The sequence below is a fragment of the Nocardioides sp. zg-1228 genome (assembly GCF_017086465.1).
Lineage (GTDB): Bacteria > Actinomycetota > Actinomycetes > Propionibacteriales > Nocardioidaceae > Nocardioides.
The window spans coordinates 2,355,815-2,376,959 of the sequence record NZ_CP070961.1 but is presented as its reverse complement, the minus strand read 5'-3'; the positions used below and the strand labels follow the sequence as shown (position 1 = coordinate 2,376,959).

Sequence of the window (21,145 nt, the reverse complement as noted above, 5' to 3'; positions counted from 1 at the left end):
TTGGACAATCCTTACCCAACAAAATCTATGCAACACTTCCAAGTAGATCTAGGCACGGTGCGAAGGAGTGCAGGACGTGGACGCCAGCCCTCGCGATTCCCTCTCCATCGGGGACCTGGCCCACAGGAGTGGAGTACCCATTTCCACGCTCCGCAGCTGGGAGAAGCGCTACGGATTTCCCCGGCCGAGCCGGCAGGGCGGTGGGCACCGCCGCTACACCGAGGCCGACGTCGACGCCGTCCTCGACGTCCTGGCCCGTCGGCGCGGAGGGCTCTCGCTCGCGGCCGCCATCCGGCGCGCGGAGGTCCCGCCCCTGCGCTCGGGCTCCGTCTTCGCCGAGCTGCGCCGCCTGCACCCGGCGCTCGCGCCGCAGGTGCTCACGCGGCGCACGCTCGTGTCGATGAGCCGCGCCATCGAGGACGAGTGCTGCGCCCGTGCCGCCGACCCGGTCCTCTTCGGCTCGTTCCAGCGCGAGCAGTTCCTGCGCCCCTCCTACGACCGGTGGCGCGAGCTGGCGCGCACGGCCCTGTGCACGGTCGTGTTCGCCGACTTCGCCGAGCCGGCGCCGCCGCGCCCCGGCGAGCCCGTCGAGGTGGCCGTCCCGCCCGACTCCCCGCTCACCCGGGAGTGGCTGGTGGTGTGCGACGCCGTCGACCTGCCGGCGTGTCTGGCGGCCGTCCAGCGTCCGGGCCAGCTCGCCCACCCGCCGAAGGAGCGCACCTTCGAGGCCTTCTGGTCGGTCGACCCGCAGGTCGTGCGCGACGCCGGCCGCATCGCCGCGTCGCTGGCCGACGAGCTGCGCCCCGGCTGGCGCGAACTGGTCGACCTGGCCCCCCAGCCCGACCCCCGCGGCGCGTCGGAGGACCTGCACCGGGCCTCGCTGCTCTTCGACCGGATGGTCGGTTACATCGACGCCGCCCGATGAACCCCGGACACGACCGAAGGACCCGGTCGCCGTGGGGCGACCGGGTCCTTCTCGGGGTCCTTCTCGGGGTCCTTCTCGGGGTGCGGGGGAGTCAGACGGGGACCGTCTGCCGCTCCGTCGCGGTGCCCTCCTCAGCGGTGCGCTTCGCGTGCCGCAGGCCGAGCAGTGCGAGCGCCAGCAGGGCGATGGCACCGGCGAAGGCGGCGATCGCTGCGTAGCCGGCGATGGTGCCGATGGTGGCGAACGCGTAGCCGTAGAGGAGCAGGCCGCGGAGCGTGTTGCCCATGAAGAGCGACTGGCGCAGTCCGCCCAGGGCCTGGCCCTCGGCGCTCGCCTTGCCCTCGTCGTCGAGCGCCAGGTACTCGCCGCTCACCTCCTGGTAGGTGCGACCGTCGCTCGAGGTGTTCATGTGCGCGAGGATGTAGTGGTCGGCGTAGGCGCGGGCCTCCGGGCCGGTGTCCATCACGCTGCCGGCGTGCGGCTCGAGGGCGTTGACGTCCTCGTCGGACAGGCCGCCGAGGGCGTCGCCTTCCGGCATCACGATGTCCTGCATCGTGAGCTGGTCGTTGACCTGGTCGCCGATGAACGAGCTGGCCCACGTCAGGAGACCGCCAGCGACAAGGAGAACGACGGCGAGGGCCACGCCCGTCCAGGAGACGAGCCGGTCGAGAAACGCGCGCATGTTGTGCCTTCCGTCAGGGCGGGTACTGGGTCGTCCCCGCCTCGTGTCCGAGGTTAGGGACGAGCGAGGTGCGCCCGCATGGGGCGAAGGCACCCAACCCGGGAGGACCTAGGTCCCGTCGGGTCCTGCGGATGTCGTCCTGAAGTCGGGGTCGTGCCTCTCCGGCGCCGTTGCTCGCGCGCCGGCGGGGGTACCTGCTGGCATGCCCGCACGCCCCCGCGCCCCCCGCGTCGTCATGGTCACCGGTGCCTCCAGCGGCATCGGCGAGGCGGCCGCGCGCCAGGCCGCGCGCCGTGGCGACCACCTCGTCCTGCTGGCCCGCGGCCGCGAGGCGCTCGAGCGGGTGGCGCTTGACTGCGACGGGCTCGGCGCGGCGTCCACGATGGTCGCGCCGGCCGACATCAGCGACGACGCGCAGGTCGAGGCCGCCGTCGCCGCCGCGCTCGCGCGGCACCTCGCCGTCGATGTCGTGATCGGCAGTGCGGGCGTGGTCGCCTACGGCCGGGTGGACGAGGTGCCGGCCGAGGTCTTCGACCAGGTGGTGGCGACCAACCTGCTCGGCTCGGTCAACCTCGCGCGCCACGTGCTGCCGGTGCTGCGCGCCCAGGGCACCGGCGACCTGGTGTTCGTCGGGTCCGTCATCGGCCACATCGCGGTGCCCGACATGGCCGCCTACGTCCTCAGCAAGTGGGGGGTGCGCGCCCTGGTGCGCCAGCTCCGCGTCGACAACCGCGACCGCCCCGGGGTGCGCATCGGCTACGTCGCCCCCGGCGGCGTCGACACGCCGATCTACGGGCAGGCGGCGACGTACGGCCGGGCGGCCGGGAGGCCACCCTTCCCGGTCACGACCCCCGAGCGCGTCGCCGCGCGCGCCCTCGGCGTGGTCGACGGAGGCCGCGGCGGCCAGGTCGGCCTCGCCAACCAGGTGATCCGCCTCGGCTTCACGGCCGTGCCGTGGGCCTACGACCGGCTCGTCGGCCCGTTGTTCGCCCTCGCGGCCCAGGACCAGACGGTCGACGTGACGCCCGGTCCGGGCAACGTGCTGGGCTCGCGCCAGGAGCACAACCGCCTGCGCGGCGGTCACGGCAGCGCGCTGCTCGCCATCGGCGCCAACGCGGTGGCGCTGGCCCGCCGGCGGATCAAGGGCGGCTGATCGCGGTCGGGTCGTGATCGGACCGCGGTCGGGCGCATGGACCCCCACCTCGGGGGAACAGGAAGCACCAGCCCCACCGACCCCAGGAGAGTGCATGAACGCCAGCAAGCCCGTGGCCGCCGCGAAGAAGGCGGCAGGTGAGGTCGTCGACGCCGTCGCCGAGGCCGTCTCGCTCACCGACAAGCCCGTCCCCGGTGCCCCCGGCAGCGAGCCGCCGACGCTTGAGGAGCCCACCGAGCCGCGCGAGGTCCCGCCGCCGAAGCCGGACCAGCAGCAGCCCACGCCCCTCTCGCCCACCGGCGCCCCGAGCGCGGACCCGGCCACCGCCAGCGCGCAGCAGGGTGCCTACCTCACCACCGCGACCGGCGTGCGGATCGGCGACAGCGACCACTCGCTCAAGGCCGGACCGCGCGGCCCGACCCTCCTCTCGGACCACCACCTCCGCGAGAAGATCATGCACTTCGACCACGAGCGCATCCCCGAGCGCGTCGTCCACGCCCGCGGCGCGGGAGCCCACGGCGTCTTCGTCGCGAACGGCGCGGCGTCGCAGGTCTCGCGTGCGGGCGTCTTCGAGAAGGGTGAGGAGACCCGCGTCTTCGTGCGCTTCTCGACGGTCCTCGGGTCCCGCGGGTCGGCCGACACCGTGCGCGACACCCGCGGCTTCGCGACGAAGTTCTACACCCGCGAGGGCAACTGGGACCTGGTCGCCAACAACATCCCGGTCTTCTTCATCCAGGACGGGATCAAGTTCCCCGACGTCATCCACGCGGGCAAGCCGCACCCCGACCGGGAGATCCCGCAGGCGCAGAGCGCCCACGACACGTTCTGGGACTTCGTGTCGCTGCACACCGAGGCCCAGCACCACGCGCTCTGGAACATGTCGGACCGCGGCATCCCGCGCAGCTACCGGATGATGGAGGGCTTCGGCGTCCATACGTTCCGGCTCGTCGACGCCGAGGGCGGCACGACGCTCGTGAAGTTCCACTGGAAGCCCCGGCTCGGGGTGCACTCCCTCACGTGGGAGGAGGCGCAGCTCGCGGGCGGGGTCGACCCCGACTTCCACCGCCGCGACCTCTATGACGCCATCGAGGCGGGCGCGTTCCCCTCGTGGGACCTCGGCATCCAGACCTTCCCGGACACCCCCGACCAGATGTTCGAGGGGATCGACCTGCTCGACTCGACCAAGCTCGTGCCCGAGGAGCTGGCGCCCGTGCAGGTCATCGGCACCCTGACCCTCAACGGGAACCCGACGAACTTCTTCGCCGAGACCGAGCAGGTCGCCTTCCACACCGGCCACCTCGTGCCGGGCATCGACGGCACGGACGACCCGCTGCTGATGGCCCGCAACTTCTCCTACCTCGACACCCAGCTCACCCGGCTGGCGGGGCCGAACTTCAACCAGATCCCGATCAACCGCCCGCACGCGCCGGTCAACGACAACCACCGCGACGGCTTCCACCAGCAGGCGGTGCACGGCGGGGTCGCGCCCTACAAGCCCAACTCGCTCGACGCGGGCTGCCCGTTCTTCGCGGGTGCCGACGAGGGGGCGTTCGTCGACGTGCCGGTGACGGTGCCGGAGGGCTCGAAGGTCCGCGAGAACCCGGCGTCGTACGACGACCACTTCAGCCAGGCGCGACTGTTCTGGCTGAGCATGAGCGCGGTCGAGCAGGAGCACATCGTCAACGCCTACTCCTTCGAGCTGGGCAAGTGCTACGAGCAGGCGATCAAGGAGCGCCAGCTGCTGGCCCTGGCCAACATCGACGCCGGGCTGTGCGCCCGCGTCGCGCAGTCCCTCGGCCTGCCCGCTCCCGAGCCCACCGTGCAGTACGACGAGCCCCGGCCCAGCCCCGCGCTGTCGCAGCTCGGCGAGACCTGGCCGGCCGACGGCCGCCTCGTGGGGATCGTCGTCGACCCGGACGGCGACCTGTCGGGCGTCGCGGCGCTGCGTGAGGAGCTGATGGCGGCCGGCGTGCTGCCGCTGCTCATCGCGCCCCGTGGCGGCGAGCTGGGGGAGGGCCTGGTGGCCCAGCGCACCTTCGCGACCGCGCGGTCCATCGAGTTCGACGCACTCGTGGTCGCCGGCGCCGCCCCGCCGGCCGCCGACGCGTTGACCAGCCGGGACAGCAAGGCCGGGGCCGCCGCCACCGTCGCCACCGACCCGCGCGTGGGCCTGCTGGTGGAGGAGTGCTTCCGCCACTGCAAGGCCGTCGTGGCCTTCGGCGAGGGGCGCGCCGTGGTGGACGAGCTCGGCCTCGCCGGCGCCGGTGTGCTGACCGGCGACGGGGCGGGTGACGTCCAGGGCGACCTCATGACGCTGCTCGCCGGGCACCGGTCGTGGGAGCGCTTCGCGACCAGCGTCTGACCGAGTCGAGGTGGGACGCCGAAACCGGGGTGAGCCGGCCGCAGCCCGGCCGATAGGCTCGCATCGACATCCCGTCCCACCTCTTCCAGGAGCTCTCGTGCCCGACATCAAGGTCGTCCGCGTCCACGCCGATCAGCGTGCGGAGACCACGGTCACGACCGGCACCAAGGCGTGGGAGCTGTTCCGCGACGACGCCGACGTCATCGCCGCGCGCGTCGACGGCACGCTCAAGGACCTCGCCTACGAGCTCGTCGACGGCGACGAGGTCGAGGGCGTGGCGATCGACAGCCCCGACGGTCGCGACATCCTGCGCCACTCGACCGCCCACGTGCTGGCGCAGGCGGTGCAGCAGATCTGGCCCGAGGCCCGGCTCGGGATCGGCCCGCCGATCACCAACGGCTTCTACTACGACTTCGACGTCGAGACCCCGTTCGTGCCCGAGGACCTCGCCAAGATCGAGACCGCGATGCGCAAGATCATCAAGGAGGGCCAGCGGTTCGAGCGCCGGGTGACCACCGATGCCGAGGCGCTCGACGAGCTCAAGGACGAGCCCTACAAGATCGAGCTGATCGGGCTCAAGGGCGGCGCGGGCGCCGAGGACCCGGAGTCGATCGGCGAGGGCGCCAGCGTCGAGGTCGGCGGCGGCGAGCTCACCATCTACGACAACGTCCGGCGCAACGGCGACGTCGCGTGGTCCGACCTGTGCCGCGGCCCGCACCTGCCGACGACCAAGCGGATCCCGGCGTTCAAGCTGATGCGCTCAGCGGCGGCCTACTGGCGCGGCGACGAGAAGAACAAGCAGCTCCAGCGCATCTACGGCACCGCCTGGGAGACCAAGGAGGCGCTCGAGGAGCACCTGCACCGCCTCGAGGAGGCCGAGCGCCGCGACCACCGCAAGCTCGGTCGCGAGCTCGACCTCTACTCGTTCCCCGACGAGATCGGGTCGGGCATGGCGGTGTTCCACCCCAAGGGTGGCGTCATCAAGCGGGAGATGGAGGACTACGTCCGCCGCCGGCACCTCGAGGAGGGCTTCGACTACGTCGGCACCCCGCACATCAGCAAGGACGGGCTGTTCCACACCTCCGGGCACCTGCCCTACTACGCGGACACCATGTTCCCGCCGATGGAGATGGAGCACGCCGAATACCGCCTCAAGGCGATGAACTGCCCCATGCACAACCTCATCTACCGCTCCCGGCAGCGCTCCTACCGCGAGCTGCCGCTGCGGTTCTTCGAGTTCGGGTCGGTCTACCGCTACGAGAAGTCCGGCGTGGTGCACGGCCTGACCCGCGTGCGGGCGATGACCCAGGACGACTCGCACTCCTACGTCACCCCGGAGCAGGCTCCCGCCGAGGTCGAGCACCTGCTGACCTTCGTCACCGGCCTGCTGCGCGACTTCGGGCTCGACGACTACTACTTCGAGCTGTCGACGCGCGACGACTCCAAGCCCGACAAGTTCATCGGCTCCGACGACCAGTGGGAGACCGCGACGTCGGTGCTCGAGACCGCCGCGCGCAAGTTCGGCGTCGACCTCGTGCCCGACCCGGGTGGTGCCGCCTTCTACGGCCCCAAGATCTCGGTGCAGGCCAAGGACGCCATCGGGCGCACCTGGCAGATGTCCACGATCCAGTACGACTTCAACCAGCCGGCCGTCGACCGCTTCAACCTCGAGTACGTCGCCGCCGACGGCACCCGGCAGCAGCCGGTGATGATCCACTCGGCGAAGTTCGGCTCGATCGAGCGGTTCATCGGCGTCCTCGTCGAGCACTACGCCGGCGCGTTCCCGCCCTGGCTGGCTCCCGTCCAGGTGCAGGGCATCCCGATCGCCGAGCGGCACAACGACTACCTGTTCGACATCGCGCGGCAGATGAAGGCGCAGGGGCTGCGGGTCGAGGTCGACGACTCCGACGACCGGATGCAGAAGAAGATCCGCAACGCCCAGCTGGCCAAGGTGCCGTTCATGATGATCGCCGGCGACAACGACGTCGAGGCGGGCGCCGTGTCGTTCCGCTACCGCGACGGCCGCCAGGACAACGGCGTGCCGTTGGCCGAGGCGATCGAGCGGGTGGCGGCCGCGGTGGCCTCGCGCGAGCAGGTCTGAGCCCGGGGTGGGGGACGCGGGGGAGCGGCGCCCGGTCGTCGACCTGACCGACGAGCAGGCGCGCCGCGCGCTGCCGCTCAAGTGGGGCGTGCCCGACGACGTGCTCCCGGCGTGGGTCGCCGAGATGGACTACGCCGTCGACCCTGTGGTGCTCGGCGCGGTGCAGCAGGCGCTCGCCGACGGCATCACCGGCTACCCGCTCTACGGCTTCGACCCCGCCCTCGCCGAGGCGTACGCCGGCTGGTCGGCGCGGCACGTCGGCTGGGCGCCGGAGCCCGAGGCGGTGATCCCGGTGGTCGACGTGACGGCGGGCGTGCGGCTCGCGCTCGACGTGCTGAGCGGGCCCGGCGGCGTCGTCTTCCCGACGCCGGGCTACAACGCGCAGTTCGGGCTGGCGAGCGTCACGGGCCGCGAGGAGGTGCGCCTCGACGTGCCCGCGTCCGCCGAGCGGGCCGAGATCGACCTCGATCGGCTCGACCGCCTCTTCGCCGAGGGGGCCCGGACGCTGCTGCTGACCCAGCCCCACAACCCGTGGGGCCGCGTCTTCACCCGCGCCGAGCTCGAGGGCATCCGCGACGTGGTCGTGCGCCACGGGGCGCGGGTGGTGAGCGACGAGATCCACGCGCCGCTCGTCCTGCCCGGCGCCGAGCACGTCTCCTACCTGTCGGTCGAGGGCACCCACGACCACGCAGTGGCCGTGGTGGCCGCGTCGAAGGCGTTCAACACCGCCGGGCTGCGGTGCGCGCAGCTCGTCGTGCCGTCCGCGGCCGACCGTTCCCTGCTCGCGGACCAGCCGATGGCGCGCAACGACTCGCACTCGCCGCTCGGGGCGATCGCCGCCCGGGCGGCCTACGGCCTGGGCGACCCGTGGCTCGCCTCGCTCGTCGATCGCCTCGACCAGCAGCGCGCCCTGCTCGGCGAGCTGCTCGCCACCCACCTGCCCGAGGTGCGGATGCGCCCCGTCGAGGCGACCTACCTCGCCTGGCTCGACGCGTCCGCCTACGGCCACGCGGACGCCGCCGCCGTCGCCCTCGAGCGTGGCCGTGTGCAGGTCAGCGCAGGGGAGTCCTACGCCCCCGGCACCACCGGCCACGTGCGGCTCAACTTCGCCACCTCGCCCGACCGGCTCACCGAGATCGTGGCGCGGCTGGCGAAGGCCTGGACGTAGCTCGCGTAGGTCGCGGCTCGTCGCCCCGCCCCACGCCACGGTCTACGAGGGGTGCTCAAGCGGTCACGTCCCCGCTCAACCACCCGGATCCGGGTGTCCCAGCGGGGACGGGACTGTCCTAGTGGCGCTGCTCGGGTGGAGGACGGGCGGCGGCCGGTCCCGCTCGACCACGTCCGCGCCTGGTGTGCCGACTCCAGCACCACGGTCACCATCAAGGCGGTCGTCGACCTCAACACCACCGGATCGACGACCCCGTCCCACACCCGGCCACCGGCCCGGTGGCGGGGCCACCGGTACGTCCGGTCCCCTAGGGTCCGACCATGCCTCCCTTCCGGACCGGCCACGTCATCGAGCGACGCGAAGTGCTGCACGGCCGAGCGTGGCTCACCTCGCCGGTGACCGTGGTGCACGACGACGGGGACCGGCTGGCCGTCCGGCTCGACCCGGGCTCGGCGTTCACCTTCCCGGCTCACCCGTTCGGGGTGCACCCGTGGGCGATGCACTCGGAGTGGCGTGGTGCGATCGTGCTCCAGCTCTACCGAGCCGGTGACCTCTACAGCGTGTGGAAGTTCTTCGATCCCGACGGCTCGTTCCGTCACTGGTACATCAACTTCGAGGCACCGCTGAAACGCGGCCCCGGGCACATCGACACCGACGACTACGGGCTGGACCTCGTCGTGGACGCCTCGGGCCAGCGGCGCTGGAAGGACGTGGCGGACCTGCACCACCAGCGGGTCGAGGGGCGCATCTCTCCGCAGACGGTCCTCGATGTCCTCGCCGAGGCGGCGCACGTCGAAGCGTCGCTCGACCGCGACGAGCACTGGTGGTCCGCGTGGACCGACTGGTCGCCCACCGCCCCCAGCAGCGGCACGGACGGCCCGTCGTGACCGGACGCCGCGGGACGAGCCCGAGCGACCTGCTGGAGACCTTCTGGGGCATGAGCGGCGCCGCGGTCACGTCGTTGGGGGGTGGGATGAACTCGGAGACCTGGCTCGTCGAGCACGAGGGCTCGACGTACGTCGCCAAGGCGGTGTCACGAGCAGCCGCAGCGGATCTGGCCACCGGGGGAGAGGTCGCGACGACGCTCGCCCGGTCGGGCTTCGTCACCGGGCATCCGGTCCCCACCCGTGACGGCCGGATGATCCTGACCGACCCGCCGCTCGCGCTGCTCCGGCACGTGCCCGGCCGGGAGCTGGACGGAGAGGCCGACGAGGAGCAGGAGTGGATCGCGAGCACGCTCGCCGGTGTCCACGCGGCCTCGGACCCGGCGCCGGGGCCCAGCCCCGCCGCCTTCGCGACGGACTGGCTCGACCCACGGATGCCCGGCGTGACCGCTCATCCGTGGCTCGTGGCAGCCATCGAGGCGGTGCGGGCCGAGACCGACGCCCTGACCGTGACCTGGGCGACTCTGCACACCGACCCCGCACCCGAGGCGTTCCTCCACGACGACCGCTCGGGCGTCACGGGCCTGGTCGACTGGGCGGGGGCGCGGCGGGGGCCTGTCCTCTACGACGTCGCGTCCGCCGTCATGTACCTCGGCGGCCGGGAGCACGCCTCGCGCTTCCTGCGCACCTACCTGGCGAGCGGCCCACTCCGCGCCGAGGAGATGCGCCACCTCGACGCGTTCAGCCGCTTCCGAGAGGCCGTGCAGGGCGTCTACTTCGCCGGCCGGCTGGCGTCCGACGACCGCACCGGGGGAGTCGACCGCGCCGACAACGAAAAGGGCCTCACCGACGCCCGGCGACGCCTCGCCGCGCTCGGCGTCGCTACCTAGCCATCACCGTGCCCGACAGGTCGGTCCAGGTCAGAGCCGCCAGCGGAACGGCCTGCGGTCCTTGGCCGTCAGCGAGTCCACCACGGGTGTGCCGGCGCTGAAGTCCATCGACCCTGCCGTCCACTGCAGCACCTTGGCGCCCTTCTTGACCTGCCTGAGCTCGACGACGGTGCGATAGGTCGTGGCATCGACCTGGGTGACCGGCAGCGTGCTGCAGTCGTAGGGCTCGATGACCTCCCCGCTCCTGGCATAGCTGCACACGTCACTGCCCAGGACCCCGTCCGTCGTGGCGATCCGCACGATGCGCCAGATCCGCTTGTTCTTGATGAACTCCACTGCCACGCCGCCCGGCTTCATCAGGGTGGCGGCGGAGGACACCGGCGAGTGCAGCTTGAAGGTGACGCGGATGCTCTTCTTGCGGTGCTGGGTCTTGAGCTGCACGGCCGCCAGGTCGAGGCCGCGGTTCGCGTCGCCGAGGACGACGTCGTTCCGGGGATCCTGCTTGGTGGTGCTCGAGGCGGACGCCGGCGCGGTGGTGCCCAGGGCGATCGCGAGCACGCAGGCGATCGGCGCGGTCAGCAGCCTGGTGGTCCGGGACGTGGTCATGGTGGTGTTCCCCCGGTTCGGTCAGCGGTGAGTGCGAGGCACTATCCCACTGTTGGAGTCCGCACCGCTGGGCGTTCGGCGCACGGGCTTCTCGTACCTCCGGCACGGCGAGACGAACGTCTGGTCGCCGGCCGCCACCTCGTAGGGCAGGTCGCCGCGGTCCGCCCACCCGCAGCGCTCGTAGAACCGGCGCGCCCGCACGTTGCCGACCACCACCGCCAGCCAGGCGGTCTCGTGCCCGGTGGCGGCCACCTGGCGCTCGGCCTCGGCGAGGAGGTCCTCCGCGACCCCGGCGCCGCGCGCCGACCGGGCGACGAAGAGCTGCTCCACCTCGTCGTCCACGACCATCACGAACCCCTGCAGCGACCCGTCGTCGGCGACCGCGACCGTCGTGTCCGCCACCCTGGGCGGCGTGCGCTCGTGGAAGGCCGCGAGGGTGCGCGCGGCGGTCAGCCCGCCGGGCACGTGCCCCGCGTGTCCGTCGTGCCACCCTTCGTGCCACAGGTCCGCGACGGCACCCATGTCGGCGTCGCGTGCCGGTCGGATCGACGTCATGGGCCCACCCTAGGATCGCTGCCATGACTGGTGGGACGAGTGGCGGCGGGCTCGAGCGGATCTGGACGCCCCACCGGATGGCGTACGTCCGCACGGCGGTCGACGACGACGGCTGCCCGTTCTGCGCGATCCCGTCGCACCCCGACGACGAGTCGCTGGTCGTCGCGCGCGGCGCGTCGACGTACGTCGTGCTCAACCTGCACCCCTACAACCCCGGCCACCTGATGGTGCTGCCCTACCGCCACGTCGCCGACCTCGCCGACCTCACGACCGAGGAGGCGACCGAGCTGATGACGATGACGCAGCAGGCGCTGCGCACCCTGCGCGCGGTGAGCCGGCCCGACTCGTTCAACGTCGGACTCAACCTCGGCCGGTCCGCGGGCGGCTCGCTGTCGGAGCACCTGCACCAGCACGTGGTGCCGCGGTGGACCGGCGACGCCAACTTCATCACCGTCGTCGGGGGCACCAAGATGCTCCCCCAGCTGCTCGAGGACACCCGCGCACTGCTCGCCGACGCCTGGCCCGGAGCCTGAGCGCGGCCCCGCATCGCTCGGTAGTGTCGCTCGGGTGACCACCCGCCTGCGCGCCGACGCCGCTCTCGCTGCCGACCTGGTCCGCGAGGCGGCGCTGCTCGCCGCGCGCATCCGCTCAGAGGGCCTCGACGTCGAGCGCAAGACCAGCGGGTCCGACATCGTCACCCAGGCCGACACCGCGGCCGAGCGGCTGATCGTGCAGCAGCTCGCCGCCGAGCGCCCCGACGACGCGATCGTGGGGGAGGAGGGCGCCTCGCGAGCGGGCACCTCGGGCCGGACCTGGGTGATCGACCCGGTCGACGGCACCTACAACTTCTCCCGGGGCAGCGACTGGTGGTGCTCCGCGATCGCGCTGCACGACGAGGACGACGTGCTGCTCGGCGCGGTCCACCACGCCGCCACGCTCCGCACCTGGGTCGGCGGTCCGGCCCTGCCCAGCACCTGCGACGGCACGGCCCTCGCCCCGCTCCCGGACACGCCGCCCGAGGCGCGGTGTGCCGCGAGCTACCTCCACCCGCCCTACTTCGGCACCGAGGTGGGGGAGGCGTTCACCCGGGCGCTCGGGCAGGTCGGCACCCTGCGGATGTTCGGCTCCGGGACGATGGACATGGTCGCGATCGCGTCCGGCCAGTGGGACGTGCTCTTCCAGCACTCGGTCCCGGCCTGGGACCGGCTGCCCGGCGCGGCGATCATCCGCGGTGCGGGCGGGGACGCGGTCGTCCTACGCGCCGGGGGGGTCGACTGGACGGTGACGGGTGCACCCGCCGCGGTTGCGGACGTCCGCGCCGCGCTGCTCAGTCCAGCGTGATGGCCACTAGGGTCACCCCATGACACAGCGCCCGACCCGCCCTGATGACGCGCGTCCTGTCGCGCGCACCTTCCAGGGCGTTGATTCGCCCTACTGGTCGGAGTCGCGCGCCCACGTCGCCGACCTGGTGCCCGACTCCGCCCGCCGGGTCCTCGACGTCGGGTGCAACGACGGCACCTTCGGTGCCGGGCTGAAAGCGCGCGTCCCTGGTCGGGAGGTCTGGGGCATCGAACCGCACGACCTCGACGCAGCGGCGGCAGCCCAGAAGCTGACCGGCGTGGCGTGCGGCTTCTATCCGGACGCGCTCAAGGAGGTGCCCGGTGCCTTCGACTGTGTCAGCTTCAACCACGTGCTCGAGCACATGACCGACCCGTGGCACGCCCTTCGGGTCACCCGCGAGCGGCTCCACCCGGGCGGCGTGATCGTGGGAGAGCTTCCCAACATCCGCCACCTGCCGTTCCTCTTCGACCTCGCCGTACGCGGGAGGTTCGACTATGTCGACTCCGGGCTGCTCGACCGCACGCACCTGCGCTTCTTCACCCGGTCGAGCGCTCACGACCTCTTTGCCACGGCCGGCTACGAGGTCGAGGAGTTCTTCCCCGTCGTCGCCATGGGCAACGCTCGTTTTCCTCGCGCGTCGCGGGTCGTGGCGAAGGCGGTCGGCGACCTCTCGTACCTGGCTTTCGCGTTCCGCGCGCGGCCCGTATGAGGCGGTACCGGTAGCCTGCGGCCACCATGCTCGAACACATCCGCGGCCTCGTCACCGCGATCATCTCGCCGATCGCCCGCCTGCTGCTGCGCCTGGGGGTGAGCCCCGACGCGGTCACGCTGGTCGGCACCGTCGCGACCTGCACCGCCGCGCTGTGGTTCGCGCCGCGCGGCGAGCTGGTCGTCGCCGCGCTCGTCGTGACGGTCTTCGCGCTCTTCGACCTGCTCGACGGCACGATGGCCAGGATGAGCGAGCGGGCGAGCGCGTTCGGGGCGTTCCTCGACTCGACGCTCGACCGCATCGCCGACGCCGTGGTCTTCGGCGCGGTGATCCTCTACTTCGCCGGACCCGGCGACTCGATGTTCGGGGCCGCCATGGCCCTCTTCTGCCTCGTCACGGGCGTCTCGACCTCCTACGCCCGGGCCAGGGCCGAGTCGCTCGGCTTCACCGCCCGCGTGGGCATCATGGAGCGCGCCGACCGGCTCGTGGTCCTGGGCATCGCCGCCATCGCCGCCGAGCTGAGCGACCAGCCGCTGGTGCTCGCGTGGGGCCTCGCGCTGCTCGGGGCGCTGAGCTCGGTGACGGTCGCCCAGCGCATCTGGGTGGTGCGCCGCCAGGCCCTCGACCGGGCGGCCTCCCAGGCCTGAGCGCGGTGTGATCCAGGTCTCACGCCGATGCCCCCGTCCGGGCGGGGCGGCACTACGATCGAGGCATGGCTGAGCACACCTCGTCCCAGACCCCCATCGAGCACGGCACCAGCCGCGTCAAGCGCGGCATGGCCGAGATGCTCAAGGGCGGCGTGATCATGGACGTCGTCACCGCCGACCAGGCCAAGATCGCCGAGGACGCCGGCGCCGTCGCCGTCATGGCCCTGGAGCGGGTGCCGGCCGACATCCGCGCGCAGGGCGGGGTGTCGCGGATGAGCGACCCCGACATGATCGACGCGATCATCGAGGCCGTCTCGATCCCGGTGATGGCCAAGGCCCGCATCGGCCACTTCGCCGAGGCCCAGGTGCTGCAGTCGCTCGGCGTCGACTATGTCGACGAGTCCGAGGTGCTCACCCCGGCCGACTACGCCAACCACATCGACAAGTGGGCCTTCACCGTCCCGTTCGTGTGCGGCGCGACCAACCTGGGCGAGGCGCTGCGCCGCATCACCGAGGGCGCGGCGATGATCCGCTCCAAGGGCGAGGCGGGCACGGGCGACGTGTCCAACGCGGTCATGCACATGCGCACGATCGGCGGGGAGCTCCGCCGGCTGCACGGCATGTCCGAGGACGAGCTCTACGTCGCGGCCAAGGAGCTGCAGGCGCCCTACGACCTGGTCAAGGAGGTCGCGGCGGCGGGCAAGCTGCCGGTCGTGCTCTTCACCGCCGGCGGCATCGCCACCCCGGCGGACGCGGCGATGATGATGCAGCTCGGCGCCGAGGGCGTGTTCGTGGGCTCGGGCATCTTCAAGTCCGGCAACCCGGCCCAGCGCGCCGAGGCGATCGTCAAGGCCACCACGTTCCACGACGACCCCGACGTCGTCGCCAAGGTCTCGCGCGGGCTCGGCGAGGCGATGGTCGGCATCAACGTCGACGAGATCCCGCAGCCGCATCGCCTGGCCGAGCGTGGCTGGTGACGCGGGACCGCGGCGGGCTCAGCCTCGCCGCGGCTCGCCGGCGTAGGTGCCGAACGACCACTGGTTGCCCTCCGCGTCGGTGACCCGGAACTCACGGCTGCCGTAGTCCTGCTCGACGATCTCGCTGGGCTCGAGGCCCGCCTCGGCGGCGCGCCGGTGCACGGCGTCGACGTCCGGCGCGACGACGTACGCCGCGCTGGTGCCGGGCTGCTGCGTGAACGGGCCGTCGGGCTTGTGGCAGCCGAGCATCACGCCGCCTCCCTCGGGCCAGTCGAGCTGGGTGTGCTGGACGATGCCCGCCTCGTCGCGGTAGGCCGCGGTCTCCTCGAACCCGAGGGCGACGAGCGCGCGGATGACGACATCGGGGTCGTGGGCCTGCAGGGCGGGCCAGACGGTGGGTGGGTGCTGGTGGCTCATGGCGACGATGCTGCCGCGACGCCGGGCGGGGCGCCTTGGATATTTGGGAACTCCGCGGTGAGCCACGCCGACGGCCCGAGGCCCGCGAACTCCCTGAAGTCGCGCACGAGGTGCGACTGGTCGTAGTAGCCGGTGCGGGCGGCGACCTGGGCGAGCGACGAGCCCGACGCGCCGGCCGCGACCACCGCGCGCCGGGCGACGTCGAAGCGGGCGAGCCGCTGGACGGTCTTCGGGCCGTGGCCCGTCTCGGCCGTGATCAGCTGGTGGAGCCGCCGGCGGCTGTAGCCGACGGCGTCGGCCACGTCGGACACCGCGAGGTGGCGCCGCCGGGTGAGCAGCCGCCACGCCTCGCGGACCTCCGCGGACGCGTCGCGCGGCTCCGCGCCGCGCTGCGTGCGGCGGATGCGGCGCGACAGGAAGCCGGCGACCGCGGCATACCGCCCGTTCCAGTCGGGCGCCGCGTGCATCTCCTCGACCACCCGGTCGACCTCGGCGCCGAACAGGTCGCGCGCGTCCCAGCTGCCCACGGGCAGCTCGGCCGCGGGGACGCCCAGCAACCGTCGCACACCCACGGGGTCGAGGGTGAGCTGGACGCCGGCCCACCGGCCGGGCTGCTCGACCATCGCCGGACGGGTGTGCAGCCCGCCGAGGCTGACCCACTGCGCGTCGCGCACCCCGGCGCCCCAGTCCTCGGCCGTGGGTGCGGTGCGCAGCGGCTCGTCGAGGCTCAGCACCATCGTGAGCTCGGCCGACGGGAGCCCGCGGTGCACGCCCGGCGCCAGCCCGCTCGCCGCGTAGCCGTACATCGACGTGACGTGCGGCGCGAGGGGCGCGGGGACTCGCGCCTCCGGAACCTGCTCCCACCCGCCGCCCATGGGGCGAGTGTGCCCCAACGGGCGGGCGGCGTCACCGCGACCTAGGATCGGCGCTCGTGGACCCGACCATCGGCGTGCTGGCCCTGCAGGGCGACGTGCGCGAGCATCTCGAGGTGCTGCGGGCCGCGGGCGCGGAGCCGCTCGCGGTACGCCGTCGGGTCGAGCTCGCCGCCTGCGACGGCCTCGTGATCCCGGGCGGGGAGTCCACGACGATGGTCAAGCTCGCGAGGATCTTCGAGCTGCTCGAGCCGCTGCGCGACGCCGTCCGCGGAGGGCTGCCCACCTTCGGGACCTGCGCCGGGATGATCCTGCTCGCCGACCGCATCGAGGACGGGGCAGCAGGCCAGGAGAGCGTCGGCGGGCTGCACATCACCGTGCGCCGCAACGCCTTCGGTCGCCAGGTCGACTCCTTCGAGGAGGACCTCCACCTCGACGGGCTGGCGGACCCGGTGCGGGCGATCTTCATCCGCGCGCCGTGGGTCGAGGCGGTCGACGAGGACGTCGAGGTGCTGGGGCGGGTGGAGGACGGCCCGGCCGCGGGTAGGATCGTCGCGGTCCGTCAAGGCCCCCTGATGGCGACCTCGTTCCACCCAGAGGTCGGCGGCGACGGCCGGGTGCACGGCATGTTCGTGGACCTGGTGCGCTCGGCCTGACGACCGCCCAGGCTCGAGCGACGGATAGAGGGACTCATGTCAGGCCACTCCAAGTGGGCAACGACCAAGCACAAGAAGGCCGCGATCGACGCCAAGCGCGGCAAGCTCTTCGCCAAGCTGATCAAGAACATCGAGGTCGCGGCGAAGCAGGGCGGCGGCGACCCCGCCGGCAACCCGACCCTCTACGACGCCATCCAGAAGGCGAAGAAGAGCTCGGTCCCCAACAAGAACATCGACTCCGCGGTCAAGCGCGGCTCGGGCGCCGAGTCGGGCGGGGTCGACTACCAGGGCATCTCCTACGAGGTCTACGGCCCGCAGGGCGTCGCCTTCCTCGTCGAGTGCCTCACCGACAACAAGAACCGCGCCGCGATGGAGGTCCGCACCGCGGTCACCCGCAACGGCGGCACCATGGCCGACCCCGGGTCGGTCTCGCGGCTGTTCACCCGCAAGGGCGTCGTGACGGTGCCCAAGTCGCAGGACGACCGCGAGGTGAGCGAGGACGACGTCCTCGAGGCGACCCTCGACGCGGGCGCGGAGGAGGTCAACGACCTCGACGAGGCGTTCCAGGTGCAGAGCGAGGCGACCGACGTCGTCGCGGTCCGCACGGCGCTGCAGGACGCCGGCATCGACTACGACTCCGCCGACGTGGAGTTCGTGCCCAGCCTCGAGATCCCCGTCGACGCCGACGGGGCGACCAAGGTGCTGCGGCTCGTCGACGCGCTCGAGGACCTCGACGACGTGCAGGACGTCTTCACCAACGTCGACATCCCCGCCGAGGTGATGGCCGAGCTCGAGACCGCCGACGCCTGAGCCCCGCGCCGTGCCGCGTGTCGTACGACGACCCGCGGCCGCCGCGGGTTAGCGTGGTCGCACGAACACATGTTCGGACGACGTGGCCGGACCGACGGCGGAAGGGGAGCTTCGTGCGCGTGCTCGGCATCGACCCCGGCCTCACCCGCTGCGGCGTCGGGGTGGTCGACGGCAGCGTCGGCCGGCCGCTGACGCTGGTCGACGTCGGGGTGGTCCGCACCAGCTCCTCCCTGCCGATCGCCGAGCGGCTGGTCACCATCGAGAAGGGCCTCGACGCCTGGATCGAGGAGCACCGGCCCGACGCCGTCGCCGTGGAGCGGGTCTTCGCCCGCTCCGACTCCAGCACCATCATGGGCACCGCCCAGGCCAGCGGCATCGCGCTCGTCGTCGCCGCCCGGCGCGGCCTGCCCATCGCGATGCACACCCCGAGCGAGGTCAAGGCGGCCGTCTCCGGCAACGGCCGAGCCGACAAGGCCCAGGTGGGCGCGATGGTGGTGCGGATCCTCCGGCTGGCCGAGCTGCCCAAGCCGGCCGATGCCGCCGACGCGCTCGCGCTGGCCATCACCCACGTCTGGCGGGGCTCGGCCAGCACCCGGCTCGAGGCCGCCGCCGCCCAGGCCCGGGCGCAGCAACGAGCCCCGCGGCGCCCCAGCCCGACCAGCACCCCACCGAGCACCACCCACGTGAGGACCCGATGATCGCCTTCGTCCGCGGCGAGGTCGCCGCCGTCACCTTGTCCAGCGCCGTCCTCGAGGTCGGTGGCGTGGGGCTCGAGCTGATGTGCACCCCCGGCACGCTGGCGACGCTGCGGGTCGGGCGCCCCGCGACGCTGCCCACGAGCATGGTCGTCCGCGAGGACAGCCTGACGATCTTCGGCTTCCTCGACGACGACGAGAAGCAGGTCTTCGAGATCGTCCAGACCGCCTCGGGGGTCGGGCCCAAGGTCGCCCAGGCCATCGTGGCCGTGATGAGCCCCGACGAGGTGCGCCGGGCCGTGACCACCGAGGACGTCAAGGCGCTCACCCGGGTCCCCGGCATCGGGCAGAAGGGCGCCCAGCGCATCATCCTCGAGCTCAAGGACCGCATCGGTCCTCCCGTCGGGGCCCACCACCCGGCCGCGGCGTCCCCGCCCACGGAGGCCTGGCGCGACCAGGTCCAGCAGGGCCTCGTCGGCCTCGGCTGGTCGGCCAAGGAGTCGGAGAAGGCGGTCGACGCCGTGGCTCCCGAGGCCGGCGACCAGCCCGACGTCGGCGCGCTGCTGCGCGCCGCGCTCCGCACGCTGAGCAAGGCCTGAGCCGATGAACTGGGACGACACCGACGAGGACCTCCACGGCGACCTCAACGACGAGCTCCGGCTCACCGACGCCGAGCTGGGCCACCTCCAGCGGCTCACCGACGCCGACGCCGACGGCGACGAGCGCGCGGTGGAGGCGGCCCTGCGGCCCCGCACGCTCGACGAGGTCGTCGGGCAGGCGCGGGTGCGCGACCAGCTCGGGCTGGTCCTCGAGGCCGCCCGCCGCCGCGGCCGGGCGCCCGACCACGTGCTGCTGTCCGGCCCGCCAGGGCTCGGCAAGACCACGCTCGCGATGATCATCGCCGCCGAGATGAGCACGCCGCTGCGGCTCACCAGCGGGCCGGCGATCACCCACGCCGGCGACCTCGCGGCGATCCTCTCGGGGCTCAACGAGGGCGACGTGCTCTTCGTCGACGAGATCCACCGGATGTCGCGCCCGGCCGAGGAGATGCTCTACATGGCGATGGAGGACTTCCGGGTCGACGTCGTCATCGGCAAGGGGCCGGGTGCGACCGCGATCCCGCTCGAGATCCCGCCGTTCACCCTCGTCGGCGCCACCACCCGCGCCGGCCTGCTGCCGGGGCCCCTGCGCGACCGGTTCGGCTTCACCGCCCACCTCGAGTTCTACGAGCCCCACGAGCTCGACCGGATCGTGCACCGCTCCGCGGGGCTGCTCGGCGTGCACGTCACACCCGAGGGCTCCAGCGAGATCGCGTCACGCTCGCGCGGCACCCCCCGCATCGCCAACCGCCTGCTGCGCCGGGTCCGCGACTACGCCCAGGTGCGGGCCGACGGGGTGCTGAGCCTGCCCGTCGCCCACGCGGCCCTCGACCTCTTCGAGGTCGACGAGTCCGGCCTCGACCGGCTCGACCGGGCCGTGCTCGACGTGCTCTGCCGCCGGTTCGGCGGGGGACCGGTGGGGGTCTCCACCCTCGCGGTCGCGGTCGGCGAGGAGCGCGAGACCGTCGAGGAGGTGGCCGAGCCCTTCCTCGTCCGGCTGGGCATGCTCGCCCGCACCCCCCGAGGGCGGGTCGCGACGCCCGCCGCGTGGCAGCACCTCGGCCTCACCCCGCCCGCCGTCCCGACCGTCGACTCCACCCTCGACTCCGGCCTCGACTCCGGCCTCGACTCCGGCCTCGACTCCGGCCTCTTCGACGACGTGTGAGCTCGCCGGGCGACCCGCGTAGACTCCCACGCGCTCACGCACCCGACCCCCCGAGGAGACCCCCACCGTGAACGATGTCGCTGCCCTTCTGCCCCTGGTCGCCATCGTGGCCCTCTTCTGGTTCATGGTGATCCGCCCGCAGCAGCGCCGCCAGAAGGAGGTCCTGCGCCTGCAGCAGAGCATCGAGGTCGGCCAGCGCGTGATGACGTCCTCCGGCATCTTCGGCACCGTGGTCTCGCTCACCGACGACCGCGCCCGGCTCGAGATCGCCCCGGGCACCCAGATCGAGGTCGTGCGCGCGGCGATCGCCAAGGTCGACGAGCCGCTGCAGCAGCCCGACGCCGACCCCCGCGACGATGCCTGATCGTCGTACGGCGAAGGAGGCGCTCGAGCGCCTCGTCGTCGACGTCGCGGACTGGCCCGAGGAAGGGGTGACCTTCAAGGACATCACCCCCGTCCTGGCCGACCACGAGGCGTTCTCCGCGGTCATCGCCGCGCTGGCGGCCGCCGGTCGTGACGAGCGCGGCCGCGTGGTCGTCGACAAGGTCGTCGGCATGGAGGCCCGCGGCTTCATCCTCGCGGCCCCGGTGGCGCTGGCGCTCGGCGTCGGCTTCGTCCCGGTGCGCAAGGCGGGCAAGCTGCCGCGCGAGGCCCACGCCGTCTCCTACTCGCTCGAGTACGGCGAGGCCACCCTCGAGCTGCACAAGGACGCCATCGCGCCGGGGGAGCGCGTGCTCCTCGTCGACGACGTGCTCGCCACCGGCGGCACCGCGCGCGCGACGCGCGAGCTCGTCGAGACCGCCGGCGGCGTGGTGACCGGTGTGTCGGTGCTGATGGAGCTCTCCTTCCTCGACCCGCGCGCGGTCACCGGCGACCTTCCGATCGCCACGCTGCTCACGATCTGACCGTGCCCGTCCCGTCCCCGCGCATC

The 21,145-nt window shown here is 72.8% G+C and carries 24 protein-coding genes; 19 read left to right on the top strand and 5 right to left on the bottom strand.

All coding sequences use genetic code 11. The annotated features are described in order from the left end of the window. Positions 1 to 76 precede the first annotated feature (76 nt). Entirely contained in the window at positions 77 to 925 is an 849-nt protein-coding gene (locus JX575_RS19820; protein WP_186341121.1) for a DICT sensory domain-containing protein, read from the top strand. A 91-nt stretch (positions 926 to 1,016) separates the two neighbouring features. On the opposite strand, the gene JX575_RS11425 is transcribed toward JX575_RS19820, so the two are convergent. After that, positions 1,017 to 1,607, bottom strand: a complete 591-nt coding sequence (locus JX575_RS11425) for a hypothetical protein (RefSeq protein WP_186341122.1) — start codon at positions 1,605 to 1,607, stop codon at positions 1,017 to 1,019. A gap of 202 nt (positions 1,608 to 1,809) precedes the next feature. Here JX575_RS11425 and JX575_RS11420 point away from each other — a divergent pair, with 202 nt between their 5' ends. The 6 genes from JX575_RS11420 to JX575_RS11395 all read left to right on the top strand — a co-directional run bounded on the left by JX575_RS11420 (position 1,810) and on the right by JX575_RS11395 (position 10,165). Then, positions 1,810 to 2,760: an SDR family NAD(P)-dependent oxidoreductase gene (locus tag JX575_RS11420; RefSeq protein ID WP_186341123.1), complete on the top strand. Its 951-nt coding sequence runs from the start codon at positions 1,810 to 1,812 to the stop codon at positions 2,758 to 2,760. A 94-nt stretch (positions 2,761 to 2,854) separates the two neighbouring features. Next, complete coding sequence (locus tag JX575_RS11415) at positions 2,855 to 5,122, top strand: catalase (protein WP_186341124.1); 2,268 nt, start codon at positions 2,855 to 2,857, stop codon at positions 5,120 to 5,122. Positions 5,123 to 5,219: 97 nt separating this feature from the next. Then, the gene (gene thrS / locus JX575_RS11410; RefSeq protein ID WP_186341125.1) at positions 5,220 to 7,223 is read left to right on the top strand and encodes a threonine--tRNA ligase; all 2,004 of its coding nucleotides are present in this window, start codon (positions 5,220 to 5,222) and stop codon (positions 7,221 to 7,223) included. 7 nt (positions 7,224 to 7,230) lie between these two features. Then, positions 7,231 to 8,391, top strand: coding sequence for an aminotransferase class I/II-fold pyridoxal phosphate-dependent enzyme (locus JX575_RS11405; RefSeq protein ID WP_186341126.1), 1,161 nt, complete (start codon positions 7,231 to 7,233; stop codon positions 8,389 to 8,391). Positions 8,392 to 8,711: 320 nt separating this feature from the next. Beyond that, entirely contained in the window at positions 8,712 to 9,278 is a 567-nt protein-coding gene (locus tag JX575_RS11400) for a DUF402 domain-containing protein (protein ID WP_186341127.1), read from the top strand. Further along, a complete protein-coding gene (locus tag JX575_RS11395; RefSeq protein WP_186341128.1) occupies positions 9,224 to 10,165 on the top strand; it encodes a phosphotransferase in 942 nt (313 codons plus the stop codon). The genes JX575_RS11400 and JX575_RS11395 overlap by 55 nt, the downstream gene beginning before the upstream one ends. A gap of 30 nt (positions 10,166 to 10,195) precedes the next feature. Here the strand turns inward: JX575_RS11395 and JX575_RS11390 are convergent, their stop codons facing one another. Beyond that, positions 10,196 to 10,771, bottom strand: a complete 576-nt coding sequence (locus JX575_RS11390; protein WP_186341129.1) for a hypothetical protein — start codon at positions 10,769 to 10,771, stop codon at positions 10,196 to 10,198. Positions 10,772 to 10,792: 21 nt separating this feature from the next. Continuing rightward, positions 10,793 to 11,326, bottom strand: a complete 534-nt coding sequence (locus JX575_RS11385; RefSeq protein ID WP_186341130.1) for a GNAT family N-acetyltransferase — start codon at positions 11,324 to 11,326, stop codon at positions 10,793 to 10,795. A gap of 23 nt (positions 11,327 to 11,349) precedes the next feature. Here JX575_RS11385 and JX575_RS11380 point away from each other — a divergent pair, with 23 nt between their 5' ends. The 5 genes from JX575_RS11380 to pdxS all read left to right on the top strand — a co-directional run bounded on the left by JX575_RS11380 (position 11,350) and on the right by pdxS (position 15,000). Next, positions 11,350 to 11,859 carry an HIT domain-containing protein gene (locus JX575_RS11380; protein WP_186341131.1) on the top strand — a complete coding sequence of 170 codons (510 nt, stop codon included), beginning with the start codon at positions 11,350 to 11,352 and terminating at the stop codon, positions 11,857 to 11,859. A 34-nt stretch (positions 11,860 to 11,893) separates the two neighbouring features. Further along, on the top strand, positions 11,894 to 12,667 hold the full coding sequence (locus JX575_RS11375) for an inositol monophosphatase (protein ID WP_186341132.1): 774 nt from the start codon (positions 11,894 to 11,896) through the stop codon (positions 12,665 to 12,667). A gap of 19 nt (positions 12,668 to 12,686) precedes the next feature. Continuing rightward, positions 12,687 to 13,376: a class I SAM-dependent methyltransferase gene (locus JX575_RS11370; protein ID WP_186341133.1), complete on the top strand. Its 690-nt coding sequence runs from the start codon at positions 12,687 to 12,689 to the stop codon at positions 13,374 to 13,376. A gap of 26 nt (positions 13,377 to 13,402) precedes the next feature. After that, the gene (pgsA, locus tag JX575_RS11365) at positions 13,403 to 14,023 is read left to right on the top strand and encodes a phosphatidylinositol phosphate synthase (RefSeq protein WP_186341134.1); all 621 of its coding nucleotides are present in this window, start codon (positions 13,403 to 13,405) and stop codon (positions 14,021 to 14,023) included. Positions 14,024 to 14,088: 65 nt separating this feature from the next. Next, complete coding sequence (pdxS, locus tag JX575_RS11360) at positions 14,089 to 15,000, top strand: pyridoxal 5'-phosphate synthase lyase subunit PdxS (protein ID WP_186341135.1); 912 nt, start codon at positions 14,089 to 14,091, stop codon at positions 14,998 to 15,000. Between the two features lie 18 nt (positions 15,001 to 15,018). Here pdxS and JX575_RS11355 read toward each other — a convergent pair whose 3' ends face one another. Both JX575_RS11355 and JX575_RS11350 read right to left on the bottom strand, forming a co-directional pair. Beyond that, on the bottom strand, positions 15,019 to 15,417 hold the full coding sequence (locus JX575_RS11355) for a VOC family protein (RefSeq protein ID WP_186341136.1): 399 nt from the start codon (positions 15,415 to 15,417) through the stop codon (positions 15,019 to 15,021). Further along, a complete protein-coding gene (locus JX575_RS11350; RefSeq protein WP_186341137.1) occupies positions 15,414 to 16,292 on the bottom strand; it encodes an AraC family transcriptional regulator in 879 nt (292 codons plus the stop codon). Before JX575_RS11350 ends, JX575_RS11355 begins: the two co-directional genes overlap by 4 nt. Positions 16,293 to 16,348: 56 nt before the next feature. Between JX575_RS11350 and pdxT the strand changes: the two genes are divergently transcribed. The 7 genes from pdxT (at position 16,349) to JX575_RS11315 (ending at position 21,119) form a co-directional block, all read left to right on the top strand. Then, on the top strand, positions 16,349 to 16,945 hold the full coding sequence (gene pdxT, locus JX575_RS11345; RefSeq protein ID WP_186341138.1) for a pyridoxal 5'-phosphate synthase glutaminase subunit PdxT: 597 nt from the start codon (positions 16,349 to 16,351) through the stop codon (positions 16,943 to 16,945). 36 nt (positions 16,946 to 16,981) lie between these two features. Next, positions 16,982 to 17,755, top strand: a complete 774-nt coding sequence (locus JX575_RS11340; RefSeq protein WP_186341139.1) for a YebC/PmpR family DNA-binding transcriptional regulator — start codon at positions 16,982 to 16,984, stop codon at positions 17,753 to 17,755. A 113-nt stretch (positions 17,756 to 17,868) separates the two neighbouring features. Beyond that, complete coding sequence (ruvC, locus tag JX575_RS11335; RefSeq protein ID WP_186341140.1) at positions 17,869 to 18,453, top strand: crossover junction endodeoxyribonuclease RuvC; 585 nt, start codon at positions 17,869 to 17,871, stop codon at positions 18,451 to 18,453. Then, positions 18,450 to 19,049, top strand: coding sequence for a Holliday junction branch migration protein RuvA (gene ruvA, locus JX575_RS11330; RefSeq protein ID WP_186341141.1), 600 nt, complete (start codon positions 18,450 to 18,452; stop codon positions 19,047 to 19,049). The genes ruvC and ruvA overlap by 4 nt, the downstream gene beginning before the upstream one ends. Before the next feature lie 4 nt (positions 19,050 to 19,053). Beyond that, positions 19,054 to 20,214 (top strand): Holliday junction branch migration DNA helicase RuvB, encoded by a 1,161-nt coding sequence (ruvB, locus tag JX575_RS11325; protein WP_241005116.1) that lies wholly within the window; start codon positions 19,054 to 19,056, stop codon positions 20,212 to 20,214. A 67-nt stretch (positions 20,215 to 20,281) separates the two neighbouring features. Further along, positions 20,282 to 20,578, top strand: coding sequence for a preprotein translocase subunit YajC (gene yajC / locus JX575_RS11320; protein WP_241005115.1), 297 nt, complete (start codon positions 20,282 to 20,284; stop codon positions 20,576 to 20,578). Then, complete coding sequence (locus JX575_RS11315) at positions 20,571 to 21,119, top strand: adenine phosphoribosyltransferase (protein ID WP_186341142.1); 549 nt, start codon at positions 20,571 to 20,573, stop codon at positions 21,117 to 21,119. Before yajC ends, JX575_RS11315 begins: the two co-directional genes overlap by 8 nt. The last annotated feature ends 26 nt before the right edge of the window (positions 21,120 to 21,145 follow it).